At 43.4% G+C, this 16,053-nt stretch carries 1 protein-coding gene; it reads left to right on the top strand.

The window, feature by feature from the left end; all coding sequences use genetic code 11:
• Positions 1–66 precede the first annotated feature (66 nt).
• Positions 67–16,011: a non-ribosomal peptide synthetase gene (locus JMN32_RS18005; protein ID WP_202857758.1), complete on the top strand. Its 15,945-nt coding sequence runs from the start codon at positions 67–69 to the stop codon at positions 16,009–16,011.
• Positions 16,012–16,053 lie beyond the last annotated feature (42 nt).

The raw sequence follows: 16,053 nt of genomic DNA, 5'->3' as shown, positions 1-16,053 counted from the left end.
GATAAATCCGGATAGAAAAAGCTAAGTAACTCAGTCTGTTTAATAATTGATAATAATAGAAGACGTATGTCAGTAAAATCAATGCTTGATAAAAAGGCACTGGAAGCCAATAATAACTTAAGAGCTAAAAGCCATTGGAAGAATCGCTTTGAAGGCTTTCAGCTTCAGACTTATTTTAAGGGATACCAAAGTGCCCACATACATCATGACAATGAGCGGACTGAGTTTACTTTGATAGCAGAAAAGAGTTTAGCGGATCTTTTGCATAAAGTCTCTGCTTCAGATAAAGGAAAGCACCTGATACTTCTTTCTGCACTGAGTGTTTTTGTTCAAAAATGCTCCTCAATTAGTGATGTTTGTATTTTTACATCTCTCTATAATGACTATTCAGGAGCGCATCACTTAAACAACATCCTTCCAGTAAGAACCAATGATTTTACGGGTTCATCTTTTGCCGAATTTCTGATGAAGGTGAAAGGGAATTTTGTTGAGGATATGAAATTCTGCAACTATCCTGTAGAAAGAATATTAGACAAAAATCTGAATGATTTGATATTGGGATCTTCTGTAGGATTGTTGATGGAAGGTCTTCAAAGCACTGAGGCATTAGATCCCTTGTCACCTGATTTGCTTTTTGTTTTTACTGCAGATAACAACCTTTCTGTGAGGGTTTCTTATGATACCGCTAAGTTTGACGAAGATTATATAGAAAAAATCGCAGGTCTGTTTTTCAGTTTTTCACATCAGTTGCTCTCTGATGTCAACATCAGCCTGTCGGATATAGACCTGGTCACCGAAGAGGAGAGAGGCTTGATATTGAGCGACTTTAATGATACAGTACTTACTTTTGATGAAAGCCGCAGTATCGTTACCGCGTTTGAAACTCAGGTAGCTAAAAACAAAGAAGCCATAGCACTGACCTATGGAGGCAAAAACCTTACTTACGAAGAACTGAATAGCAGGAGTAACCAGCTGGCGCATAATATCTTGCAACAGGATCTTCCTGCCGAGGCCATTGTAGGGATCATGCTACCCCGCACCGAAGCCCTGTTCATCAGCATCCTTGGTGCATTGAAAGCTGGCTGTACCTATGTGCCTATAGATCCGGACTACCCGGAAGACCGCATAGACTACATCGTGCAAGACAGCGGTCTGAGCCTGATGCTGACCGATGCAGATCTGGGAAAAAGAGCAAACCAATATGGAGAGCGCCTAAAAACCATAGACGTTACCTCAGCATCTTTGTCAGAAGAAAGTACGACTAACCCCGGGGTATCGATATCCCCGTCGCAACTGGCGTATATGATCTACACCTCAGGGTCCACCGGACGACCAAAAGGCGTGATGATCGAGCACAGCAATGTGATCAACTTTGTGGAAGGTATAGCCGCCCGTATTCCAATGAAGGAAGGCTCGCGCATACTCTGCCTGACCACGATCTCATTTGATATCTTTGTATTGGAAAGTTTTTTCCCATTCCTTCAGGGGTATCAGGTAGTATTAGCTGGTAATGACGATCAGAAAGACCCTGATATCCTATGTCAGCTCATCAAAGAAAAGGGTGTGAATAAGATGCAGGTAACCCCATCACACCTTAAAATGTTCTTGTCATCCAGTCGTATTGAAGAAGCTTTGCAATGTATAGATACGATGATGGTAGGGGGAGAAAGTTTTCCGTTAAATCTACTGAACCACCTTAGGGAAAAGTATATGGGTAGGATCTATAATATGTATGGTCCTACAGAAACCACAGTGTATTCATCTGTGCAGGAACTCACCAAAGCAAAGCACATAGATATTGGTACTCCTATAGCCAATACTACCATGCTGATCGTGGCAGAGGAAGGCCACCTTCAACCCGTGGGAATAGCCGGAGAACTATGTATAGGTGGTATGGGAGTAGGCCGTGGCTATTGGGAAAATGAGACCTTAACTGAAGAGCGTTTTGCGAGTGACCCTGCCGGAGTAAGCGGACGCTTCTACCGCACTGGAGATCAGGCAAGATGGCTCCCTAATGGTGCCATCGAATACCTGGGTAGAATTGACAACCAGGTGAAGATCCGGGGCTATCGTATAGAACCGGGCGAAATTGAGAGTCAGCTATTGACCAAAGCAGAGATCAAAGAAGCAGTTGTGTACGCTCACGGAGATTCAGGCGAGCAGATGCTGGTAGCCTATTATGTTTCCGCATCGATGATAGAGCCTACTGATCTTCGTGATCACCTGTCCCAAAGCTTGCCCGATTACATGATCCCTTCCTACTTCATGCACCTGGACAAATTCCCGCTTACTCCGAACGGTAAGATAGATAGGAAGTCCCTGCCTGCTCCTGAGTTGGTAAGTAGTACCGAATATGTAGGACCATCCAACGAATTAGAAGAACAACTGGTAACCATCTGGGCAAAATTACTGAAAGCTAACCCCGAAGCCATCAGCGTAACGCGAAGCTTCTTCGAACTGGGGGGACACTCCTTATTGGCCAACCTGCTGACTAATAAGATACACCAGCAACTAGGTAAAGCCATCCCCTTGCGCGAGATCTTCCGTCATCCGGACATCCGTAGTCAGGGGCAATACCTGAGTATGCGGGAGCAGACTACTTACAAACCGGTGGAAAAAGCCCCTGAGCAAGTCTACTACTCCCTGTCGTCATCACAAAAGCGCCTGTATGTACTACACCAGCTCGACAAGAATTCCACAGCGTATAACATGCCCTATACGTTAAGATTAAGAGGTGCATTAGACAAAAAAATGTTAAACGAAGCCTTTAGAGGGCTGATCAACAGACACGAAAGCTTTCGTACCTCATTCCATATCGAGAATGACCAACTGGTGCAGAAGATATCAGATAATGTCAACTTCCAGGTACAACACTATCAGTCTGATGAACAAGGAGCAGAAGCACTGATTAACAGCATCATAGCCCCCTTTGATCTGGGCCAGTCACCACTGATGAGAGCTGCAGTAATAGCACTGAGCGAAACAGACCATATATTAGTGGTAGATATGCACCATATTATCACCGATGGTGTATCGCAAGGTATCCTGATGCAAGATTTTACAAACCTCTACAATGGAGAGGTTCTTGAATCCCTGCACCTTCAGTATAAGGACTTTGCCGAATGGCAGCAAGACCCCGCCCAGCAAGCATATATCACAGAGCAGAAAAACTTCTGGATAAACGAGTTTTCGAAGGAAATAACTTCTTTGGAACTTCCGACAGATAAGCCCCGACCATTGGTGAAAAGTAGCCAGGGAGACAGTGTAGATTTTACGCTAAATGCACCAATCACACGCAAGCTGGTTGAGTTATCGCAGGCAGAAGGTACGACCCTGTTCATGCTGATCCTCTCAATCTATAACATACTGCTGGGTAAGTTGAGTAACCAGGAAGACATTGTAATAGGTACCCCTGTTGCAGGTCGGCAGCATGCAGATCTTGAGCGCGTGATCGGTATGTTCGTAAACACGCTTCCCCTGCGCAACTATCCAGCTGGAAATAAGACCTTCCGTGATTTTCTACATGAAGTAAAAGACCGGACATTGGCTGGTTTTGAAAACCAGGCATACCCTTATGAAGAATTAGTTGATGACCTGAAAATTGAACGGGATACGAGTCGTAACCCACTGTTTGATGTTATGTTCTCCTATCAGAATATCGACGATTCAGACCGGAGCATGCGTAACATAGAAATGGAAGCTATGGGTAGCGGGCATAAAGTGTCAAAGTTTGACCTGAGCCTGCTGGCAGGGGATAACGGCGAACAGATATTCTTATCTTTTGAGTATGCCACCTGCCTTTTCAGCAGAGACTCCATCAGGAGATTTATCACCTATTTCGAAAGAATTGTAAATGCAATAACTGCAGATGCAAGTATAAAGATCGGTGATATAGAAATCCTTGGCGACAAAGAAAAGCAGAAGCTTTTAGAGGAATTTAATGCCACAGAAAAGCCACTTCCGAAGCATGAAACGGTGATTTCCAGCTTTATGGAACAAGCCGGAAAAACCCCAGATGCCGTAGCGATCCGGTACAGGGATATTGCGTTAACCTATCAGGAAGTCGATGAGCAGTCAGATAAAATTGCCCGGTATTTAAGATCCGTTTGCGGAGTTGACCGGGGAGACCTTGTAGGCATAATCCTGGAGCGGAATGAGTATTTGGTGCCGTGTTTGTTTGGGATATTGAAATCAGGAGGCGCTTATGTTCCGATAGACCCAGTTTATCCCCATGAACGCAAAGAAGCCGTTATTTCAGATTCAGGAGTTAAGCTGATCATATGCGAAGCCGGTATGTACGAAGGGGCACTTTCAGCAGATACAGCCATGATCACGCCAGCGGATACCCTGAAAGAAATTCCCTCAATACCCGCCGAACCTTTTGGTTTAGAAATAAAGCGAGATGATCTGGCCTATGTGATCTATACCTCCGGATCAACAGGTAAGCCCAAAGGTGTAATGATCGAGCATGGGTCATTGATAAACATCATCGGCTGCATGCAGGAGAAATACCCTTTAGAGCATGGAGACAGCTACTTAATGAAAACTTCCCACTCATTTGATGTTTCCTGTGCTGAGATTTTCGGTTGGTTCAGCGAGGGAGGCTCGTTAACATTGTTAGAGCCAGGAGCAGAGTCAGACCCGGGTAAAATTGTTGAAGTTATAGACAGGAATAATATAACCCATCTCAATTTTGTTCCTTCCATGTTCTCAGTTTTCGTAGATGAGCTCAAAAAGGTAGGGATATCAAAAATCAGAAGCATTAAATACGTATTTCTGGCAGGCGAGGCCCTGAGCACCGAGTTGGTTAAAGGATTTAGATCTCTGAATACGGGTATAATACTGGAGAATATATACGGACCAACGGAAGCGACAATTTATAGCAGCGGATATTCAACATCCAATGCTGATATTTCAGGGCGTATACCTATAGGCAAGCCATTAAACAATGTGACCTTGTATGTATTGGATAACCAACTGAAGTTACAGCCCCTGGGAGTTTCAGGCGAGCTTTGCATCGGAGGAGCGGGTCTGGCCAGAGGATATTTAAACAATGAGTCCCTTACCAGCGAGAAATTCGTAGACAATCCTTATAACCATGGTACATTGATGTACAAAACCGGTGATCTGGTACGTTGGACAAACGAAGGGGAGATAGAATTTTTGGGCAGAATTGACCACCAGGTTAAGATCAGGGGATTCAGGATTGAGTTGGGCGAGATAGAGCATCACCTGGCAGCCTACGATCAGATCAGAGAGGTAGTAGTAATGGCCAAAGGAAGCGGAGGAGATAAGTATCTTGCCGCCTATTATGTATCTGATGAAGAGATAGCCCCGGCTTCATTAAGAGGTTATCTGAAAAGCCTTTTGCCGGATTATATGGTACCTTCAAGTTATATACACCTGGAGTCGATGCCGCTCAATTCCAATGGCAAATTAGACCGGAAGGCCTTACCGGAACCCACAACAGATACCAGCGACTATGTAGCACCGGAAACAGGAACAGAAAGAACCCTTGTAGACATATGGTCAGTCATATTAAACCTTGAACCTGAGCAAATAAGCGTTACAAGAAGCTTCTTTGAATTAGGAGGACATTCCTTGCGCGCGGCGAGTTTGATCAACAGGATCAACCGCGAAATGGAAGTGGAAGTGCCCCTTAGAGAGGTATTCAGATATCAGGATGTCCGATCACTGGCACATTATATAGACACCCTGGAGCGGGGGTCTCATTTGGCCATAACCAAAGCACCGGAAAAGGAGCATTATGCTCTTTCACCAGCGCAAAGGCGCTTATTCATCCTGCATGAAATGGACAGGAAATCTTTGGCCTACAATATGTCTCAAATACTTAAAGTTGAGGGTGAAATAGACCATGAAAAACTGACTAAGGCATTCAAAGATCTAATAATTCGTCATGAAAGCCTTCGCACCTCATTTATTATGGTGGATAATGAGCCTTTTCAAGTCGTTGAGAAGAACTTTCAATTTGAAATAGAGCACTTTAATACAGACACTGACACTGAAGCAGCCATCATAAAAGGCTTTATAAGGCCATTTGATTTGAGAAAAGCCCCGCTGATACGTGTAGGTTTGGTTCAAATTGAGCCCGAAGAAAATCTACTGATGGTCGATATGCATCACCTGATCTCGGATGGTGTATCCTTCAGTATATTGATCAGTGACTTTATGTCAATTTATAACCATGAGGCACTGCAACCACTGCAATTACAGTACAAGGATTATTCAGAATGGTTGCAGCAAGAAGAGCATAAGGCAAACATACTCCGGCAAAAAGAGTTTTGGCTTGCGGTGTATGAAGAAGAAGTGAATACCCTTGATTTGCCTGCAGATTATACAAGGCCGCTATCAAAATCTTTTCAGGGAGGCTCAGTATCGTTTGAAATAGATCAGGAAAATACAAGCCGGTTAAAGCAGGTTACGGAAGGCGAAAGAACCACGATGTTTATGGTAGTTCTTTCCATGTTCAAAATCCTTTTAAGCAAGCTGGCTAACCAGGAAGACATCATTGTGGGTACGCCTATTGCCGGGCGTAACCATGCCGATCTGGAAAATATGATTGGGATGTTCGTCAACACCCTGCCGCTACGTAATCAGGTTATAGGTAATCTCTCCTTTGTGGATTTTGTTTCACAGATCAAAACCAATACCCTGGCCAGTTTTGAAAATCAGGATTACCCATATGAAGAGTTGGTTGATCACCTTAAAGTGACAAGGGATGCCGGGCGCAACCCACTTTTTGATGTCATGTTTGTTTTTCAAAACCTTGAGGAGCCCGCGCTTGAGTTGCCCGGTTTATTGCTCAAGTCTTATAATAGCGGTCACGCCATGGCAAAGTTTGATTTGACTCTGTCTGCAGCGGAGGTTGAAGGAAAGCTTGCTTTGAGCTTTGAGTATTCAACTGACCTCTTTAAAGAAGATACCGTTAAAAAGTTTGTTCAATATTTTGGGCAGATAGTATCTGCTGTGGTTTCAGATCCCAAAATCAGAATATCTGAAATCGAGATACTTTCTGAAAATGAGAAAGATCACCTGTTGCATGCGCTTAATTATCTGGATGTAGGTTTCCCTAAAGAAAAATTAATACACCAATTATTTGAAGAGCAGGCCGCCAACTTTCCCGATAACGTGGCTTTGGAGTTCAGGGACGAACAGCTTACCTATAAAGAATTAAATGAGAAAAGTAACCAGCTGGCGTGGTTGCTGCGAGACAAGGGAGTAGGCCCGGATACGATAGTTGGACTGCTGACTGACCGAACTATAGAAACAGTAGTTGGCATGCTGGCCATTTTGAAGGCTGGCGGAGCTTATTTGCCTATTGACGTGGATTACCCTGAAGACAGGATTGAATATACGCTTTCGGATAGCGGTGTTGATATCCTCCTGACCACTGAGCAGGAAGTGAAGTATCAGGTTACTGCCCTAAATATAAGAGAGACAGATACATCGATTTATGATCTGTCTAACCCACCACATGTTAACCAGCCAGCTGACATGTGCTATATTATTTATACCTCTGGTACCACGGGTAACCCGAAAGGTGTAATAATTGAGCATAGGAATGTGGTCAGGCTGCTGTTTAATGATGAATTACAGTTTGACTTCAATAACCGGGACGTATGGACTATGTTCCATAGCCACTGCTTTGATTTTAGCGTGTGGGAAATGTATGGAGCACTGCTTTACGGGGGTAAGCTCATTATCATTCCTAAAGAACTTTCCAGAGAACCTTCAGGGTTTTTAAAGCTTATGCTGGAGAAAAAAGTTACCATACTCAACCAGACCCCTTCTGCATTTTATAACCTGATTGCTGCTGATAGTGTTGAGAGTAAAAATAGGCTAAGTCTGAGGTATGTGATATTTGGAGGAGAGGCCTTAAAACCTTACCAGCTTAGATCATGGTATCAGAAATACCCCGATACCAGGCTTATCAATATGTATGGCATCACCGAGACAACGGTACATGTAACCTATAAAGAAATAGGAGCCTATGAAATTGAGCATAATATCAGCAACATAGGAACACCAATCCCTACACTTTCATGTTATGTTTTTGATAATCATTTAAAACTGGTTCCATTCGGGGTAAAAGGAGAATTGTTTGTAGGAGGAGATGGGGTAGGAAGAGGATATCTCAATAAGGAAAAGCTAACCAGTGAACGATTTATCATAAACCCCTATAACCCTGATGAGAGGCTATACCGCTCAGGTGATGGAGTGCGCCTTATGGCTTCTGGTGAGATGGAGTATTTGGGTAGGCTGGATAGCCAGGTGAAGGTCAGAGGATTTAGAATAGAACTCGGAGAAATCGAAAGCCAGGTGCTGAAATATGACCCGGTGGACGATGCGATAGTTATTGACAGGAAAGATAGGAATGGGAACATTACCCTTCACGCATATATTGTTAGTGAGCAAGGTGTGGACATAACCGAATTAAGATCACACCTGGCAGGGGTGCTTCCTGATTATATGATACCCGCATACTTTGCTGTCATTGATAAAATACCACAGACCTCTAATGGCAAAGTAAATAGAAGAATGCTCCCTGAGATAGAAGTATCGCAGGAAGGTCTTTACGTTGCACCACGAAATAAGATGGAGGAACGCCTGGAGGAAATATGGGCAGAGATGCTAAAACTTGACCAGGTAAGTATTACCAGTAACTTCTTTAGTCTTGGGGGCGACTCCATGGTAGCAATAAGACTAATTGGAGAAGTAAATAAGAGGTTAGCTATCAAAGTCAGTGTTGCAGAGTTGTATACCCACCCTAGCATAATGGAATTTTCCAAATGTGTAGGGAAAGCAGGATTATCATCTTCAGGTAATACAAACTTGCTGAATGAAATAAAACAGGAAGTTGAGGAGAGAAAGAGGGAAATTTTGGCTCAGAATAAGGAGCTGGATGCCTCGAAAATAGAAGATATATATCCTGCTACAGATATACAGAAAGGGATGCTCTTTCATTCGCTGAAAGAACCGGGCACTTATCATAATCAGAGGGTAAATATTGTGAAATACCCGGAGATGGATCTCACTGTGTTACATCATGCGCTGCAATTAATGGTAGAAAAGCACCAGATGCTGCGAACTGGATTTTATCAGGACAGGGATGACCTATACCAAATCTTGCATACCACAACTGATGCGAAGATATCTCATTATGATCTGTCTAGTATGGGTAAGAGCCAGCAGCATCAGGCCGTTGTCGACTACCTGCGTAATGATAGGGCAGATGTATTTAAAATAGATCAGCGGGGCTTGTGGCGTTTTACCACATTTGCCCTTGGTAAAGACACCTACTGTGTATGCTTTATCTGTCATCACGCTATCATTGATGGTTGGAGCGATGCTTCATTTAATACGGAACTCAACAATATTTATGTTGCGCTTCATGAAAATCCTCAATTCAAACCGGAAATGCTGAAAACCAGCTATAAGGATTTTGTTTTTGAACAATTGGTTGCTGCCCGTGATCAATCCGTTATCGGGTATTGGCGAGAGGAACTTGAAGGGTACAAGAGATTTTCATTTGATGTCAATAGTAAGGAGAATGAATTGATCATCTGCGATAAGAAATTTCCTAAAGGCCTCAATGCCAGGCTGGCCGCCAAGGCTAAGGAGCAGCAGGTGAGTATTAAAAATATTTGTTTTGCCGCTTTTGTGTATTCATTAAAAATGTTTACACATGAAAATGACATTACCATAGGCTTGATTGCTAATAACCGTCCGGCCCTGGAAGATGCAGATAAAGTGATAGGCTGCTTTTTAAATACAGTTCCTGTCAGGGTTGATGTACCCAATGATATCTCCTGGGGACAGTATATGCTACAGGTAGACGAGAAGCTTAGCAAATTGAAACAATATGATAAGGTATCTCTTTCCAGGATTGTAGAGGCTATTTATGAGCCCTTTACATGGCAAAACCCTATTACAGATATTATTTTTAATTATACCGATTTCCATGTTTATGATAGTCTGGATAAGAATGACCTGAAAGAGATAAAAGCAGCAAATGGTGAAGGCAATAGTCCGTCAGGCATGGGGGGAGCATATGATAACTCACTATTGTCCTTTGCCGTGGATAAAACAGAGGGTGACCTGAAGTGCGTGATGGGCTATTTCACCTCGTTTATGGATGAGGATACAGCAAATAAGCTTTTTGATTACTTCATAAAAGTAATAACCTCTATGCTGGGAACACCAGACGAGGTGATGGATAGTGATAGCATTATATCAGATGCAGAAACCCATGAGATACTCTACGGTTTTAATAATACCCAAAAAGACTATCCAAAAGGAGAAACACTTACCTCTCTTTTTGAAAAACAGGTAAGAAGATCAGAGGAAAACATTGCTATAATTCATAATGATACACACCTTACCTATCAGCAGTTAAATGATAGAGCAAATCAACTGGCTAACCATTTGCGCAAGCAGGGAGTCGTAGAGGGTGATATCGTAGGTATAATTATGGACAAGTCCGTGGAGCTGATCGTAGGTATAGTAGGTATACTCAAAACGGGTGCTGCGTATTTGCCTTTGGATGCAGCTCATCCTGAAAGTCGTAATTTGAATATTATCCGTGAAAGCGGGTTGGTAAATCTGATCACTAATGACAGCTATGTCAATGTTTATGAAAAGCACATAACGGTTACTAATATTGATGAAGATGCCATTGATAGGGAAGACAAGCTGGATCTACAGCTATCCGTTTCAGCTGAGAGTATGGCCTACACCCTTTATACATCCGGATCAACGGGCAAGCCAAAAGGGGTAATGATCAAACATAGTGCAGTAGTCAGTCTGATTATATCTCAGACCGAGCAGTTCGGAGTTCATGAGCAGGATAGAATATTGCAGTTCTCTACCATTATTTTTGATGCCTCAGTAGAGCAGATCTGGCTGGCCCTGCTCAATGGAGCCGCCCTTGTGTTGCCAGATAAAAATGCCTTAAGTGATAATATTAGCATTAATGACTACTTGTCCAGACACAAAGTCACTCACATACATGCCACACCATCCTTTTTAGAAACTGTAGAACTGAATGCTTCAACCACCGTCAGACGCGTGGTGTCAGGAGGTGAGGAATGTCGTAAACAAATAGCAAACAAGTTTTATGCTAACTGGGAGTTTTATAATGAATACGGCCCTACGGAAACCACAGTTACCTCAACCATAAAGCACGTTACCCGGGAAACAACAGGTAGAGTGTCTATTGGAAAACCGATCGGCAATACCAGCATTTATATTTTGGATGACAACAAAAAACTATTACCAAAAGGCGTAACTGGAGAACTCTATATAGGCGGAGAGGGATTGGCACTAGGCTACCTCAATAACGAGACGCTAACCAGTGAGCGGTTTGTAAGTAATCCGTACTCACCGGGTTCATTGATCTATAGAACAGGTGATCTTGCCAGATGGAACTCAAACGGCGACTTGGAATTTTTCGGAAGGTTAGATCATCAGGTAAAAGTCAGAGGATTCAGGATCGAGCTTGGTGAAATAGAGCATCAGCTAGCGACTCATGAGCAGATCAGCGAAGTGGTTGTGATTACCTCTGAGCAGTCTGGTGACCGACAGCTTGTGGCATATTATGTGGCAGCACAGTCACTGGCACCAGAAGTTATAAAAAATCATCTGTCAGGCTTGCTTCCTGATTATATGATTCCGGCAAAGTATATCTACATGGAGGCTATACCACTTACAGCCAGTGGTAAAGTAGATAGAAAATCCCTTCCAGAACCTGATACAGGTAAGGAGGCGTATGTTGCACCTGCCAATGACATAGAGAAGGAACTCGTCAGTGTTTGGGCAGATGTACTTAAGCTCGATAAGGACCAGATCAGTGTAACCCGGAGCTTCTTTGATTTGGGAGGACACTCTTTGCGTGCTACGGCCCTTGTAAATAAACTTTATAAAGAGATGGCAGTGGAAGTGCCTTTGAAGGAAGTATTTCAGCATCAGGATATCCGGTCTCTCGGGCACTACATCCTGTCACTGGATAAATCATCCTTTAGTGGCATAGAAAAGGCAGAATCAAAGGCATACTACCCTTTATCTGCCGCACAAAGAAGGTTATACTTCTTGTATGAGTTTGATAAAGACTCATTGGCTTATAACATGCCACAGGTGGTGAAGTTTAAAGGAGGCCTGGACAAGGTACAACTCCAGGCTGCTTTTGAGCAACTGATCAAGAGGCACGAAAGCCTACGAACTTCTTTTGTGGTGGTGAATGACGAACCTCAACAAAAAATAAATACTGAAACAAATTTTAATCTGGAATTTTATAGAGCCGGAGAGAAAGAAGTACCAGGGATTATCCGTGAATTCATCAGGCCATTTGACCTGAGTGAAGCCCCCTTGATCAGGGTTGCGTTGGTAACAAATCCGGATAAGAATGTTGATGACCAGATTTTAATGATGGATATGCACCATATGATAACCGATGGTGTTTCGCAAAACATTTTGGTGGCAGATTTAATAGCCCTTTATAATGGCAGTACACTTCCAGAACCAAGACTTCAGTATAAAGATTATGCCGTATGGCAGCAAAGTGCAGCTCAACAAGAGCTGAAGGCACGTCAAAAGGCATTCTGGATGGATATGTTTGCTGACGAGATACATGCGCTTGATCTGCCGTCAGACTATGTAAGACCCATGATAAAACATGATCAGGGAGCTTATTACACTTTTGAATTGGGGGTAGAGGAAACCCTGGCATTGAGGGAATTGGCCGCTGCTCAGGGTACCACCATGTTTATGATCATCCTGGGTATATACAATGTACTGTTAAGCAGACTGGGTAATCAAGAAGATATTGTTATTGGCACGCCCGTGGCTGGTCGTGAGCATAGCGATCTGGAAAGCATGATCGGTATGTTCGTTAACACACTCCCTCTTCGTTTTAACCCTAAAGGTGAACTCGGTTTCGAAACCTTTTTATCTGAAATGCAGGCGGTGGCTGTTGCCGGACTGGATAATCAGGTTTACCCTTATGAAGAGCTGGTGGATGCATTGAATATTCGCCGTGATACCAGCAGGAATCCACTTTTCGATGTGATGTTTTCTTTTCATCATCGGCAGGAGGAGGATGGGCACCGACCTAAAGGATTGAGTGCCGAACCTTACCCAATGGATACTGTAGTATCGCAGTTTGACCTGACGCTGATAGGCACCGAAGGACAGGAGAATATCCAGCTTGGGTTTGAGTATGCTACGGCACTATTTCGGGAGGAGACTATAAGAAGGTTTGCATCATGCTTTAAGTCTATAGTGAATGAAGTAATTTCCGATAGTCAGGTGAAACTTTCAGAGATCAATATTCTGTCTGAAGACGATCGGAAATTGATTGCAAGGTTTAACGATACTGCGGTGACTTACCCTTCAGATACCAACGTGGTGGACCTTTTCGAGAAGCAGGTCAGCATCCATGGCAGCAGGCCGGGGATTATTTATGATGAACAAACCTTGACTTATCATCAGTTCAATGAGCAGGTCAACAGGCTGGCAAACTACCTACTAGGCACCTGTCAGGTACAGGCAGAAGATATTATTGGTATTTATGTGAGCAGGTCACCGGAAATGTTGATAGCCATGATGGCCGTATTGAAGTCCGGAGCAGCCTATGTACCCTTGGATCCTGAATACCCATCAGAGAGAATAAAAACCATGATTCAGGAGGCCAGACCCAAGTGGGTTATTACAGATTTGTACGAGCAGTTGGCCGGCTTGGAGACAACAGTTAGTACAGTAAATTTGGCAAAGGGAAAGAACATTCTCCATGAAATGCCAACTGAAAACCCATGTGCAGCTATTGATCCCCAAAGCTCTGCTTATGTGATCTTTACTTCGGGGAGTACAGGTAAACCTAAGGGAATAGTGATCGAACATGATTCGCTTCTGGACTATACACTGACATTCGCCAAACATTTTTCGGTTACAGCAGAAGATAAAGTCATCCAGCAAGCTTCTATTTCTTTTGACACAGTGGTAGAGGAGGTATTTCCTGCGTTTATTTCAGGAGCAAGCGTGGTCATCATGCCATCGGGTGGACGTGATACCAAGTATATGACAGAGGCTATTAAGACCCATAAAGCTACACTGTTAAGTACTACGCCGCTGGTAATCAATGAGCTAAATCATCATGCTGACGAACTGAGCAGCCTCAGAGCTATTATAAGTGGAGGTGACCTGTTATTGCCGCGTCACGTTGATAAGCTTATTAATAAATATCCCGTTTATAATACCTATGGGCCTTCGGAGTCCACAGTTTGTATTACCTATAATCACATAACAGATATCACCAAAACGTCGCATATCGGTCAACCCATAGCGAATAGGGAGGTTTATATAACAAACAACAGTGGAACCTTATGCCCGATAATGGTGCCCGGTGAACTATGTGTTGCCGGCAAGGGGCTTGCCCGTGAATATCTGGGCAGGCAGGATATGACATTGGAAAAATTTGTTGAAAGCAAACAGGTATCAGGAAAGCGCCTTTACCGAACAGGTGATTTAGCCAGATGGATGCCCGATGGTAGTATAGAGTTTTTAGGTAGGGTAGATGACCAGGTTAAAGTAAGAGGCTACAGAGTAGAGCCTGGAGAAATAGAAAGATGGCTTTTGGCACATCAAGAGGTGAGTGAGGCGGCAGTGGTTGCCAAAGGTGGGGAAAGTGACAAGTACCTCGTGGCCTACTATGTGAGCGATAACATAGAGAGCGCTGAACTGCGCGACTATCTGCTGGAAAACTTACCAGCCTACATGGTACCGGCATATTTTGTTCCTATGGACAAATTACCTGTTACTTCTAATGGCAAACTTGACAGGAGGTCACTTCCCGATCCTGATAAGGAGCTTCAGGTTGAAGTTGTTAGCCCTTCGAATAGAGAAGAGAAACAACTGGCTGCTATATGGGCGGAAATTTTGGAGATAGACAGCAGTCGTATTGGTGTAAACCAAAACTTTTTCGAACTTGGGGGACAATCGCTCAAAGCCACTAAAATGGTTTATCGCATTAATAAGGTTTTTGAAAGTGAAATTTCCCTGGTCGACATATTTACATCGCCTACAATAGCTGCGATATGTGATAAGATACAAAGAAACAAAAGACGGTTGGCGGTGGATGGAGAGCTTTTGACTCTTCTTAAGCTGGGGGATTCGCCTGATGAGAAACTCTTTTTTATACATGATGGAAGCGGAGATGTTCAAGGATATCTGGCGCTGGCCAGACATATCAGTGATTACACCTGTTGGGGGCTTCGAAGCCCGTCTTTGAAAAATATTAACCCCTTGAATGTGAGCATTGAAGAACTGGCTTCATTATATATAGATCAGATGAAAACAGTGCAGCAGGAAGGCCCCTATAAAATAGTGGGGTGGAGTACTGGTGGTACCATAGCCTATGAAGTTGTACGGCAACTGGAAGCGGCTGGTGAAAAGGTTGATGTTCTGGTTATGATAGACACTATCCTGCCATTGGAACATGCTGAAACGGCGGCACGGTTTGAGGTGGAAGAGGAAAAAGCGCTATTGAAAGACATACTTCATGAACGGCATGCTGAACTACAACAGTCGGATACCTTGCAAGAGGTGTGGGGTCGAGCCGTTGAGCTACTCAGCGAACTCCCTGATATGAACCAGGTGAAGAAGATGGTACCTCGTGACATCGTGCCACTGATACCTGATTTTGAGCATACCGATACTCAATTGATGGTGTTGTATCTTAATACCATAAGAACCCTGGAAAATGCAGTGCTGCAATACAGCATTAAAGGGCAACTGAAGGCAAAGTTGGTTTATGTGAAGGCCGCTGATACAGACTATAGCATTGATCAGGTATCGGAGTACTTTGAAAGTGAAATAAAATATACTGAAATAGAGGGCGATCACTTTTCTATACTGCTGGATCCCAGGGTGAAGCAGGTTGTAGAGGAAATAGAAGTCACCCTCAATAATCGAAACAAAACGATTCCGGAAGGAGTATAAAAATAGGACCATTTCTTTTGAAGGCTCAAAATGAACCTTCGG

It is taken from the genome of Fulvivirga marina, from assembly GCF_016775155.1.
In the GTDB taxonomy this organism is placed as follows: domain Bacteria; phylum Bacteroidota; class Bacteroidia; order Cytophagales; family Cyclobacteriaceae; genus Fulvivirga; species Fulvivirga marina.
Note: the sequence above shows the minus strand (reverse complement) of the source record. Positions and strands in the feature narration are given on the sequence as shown.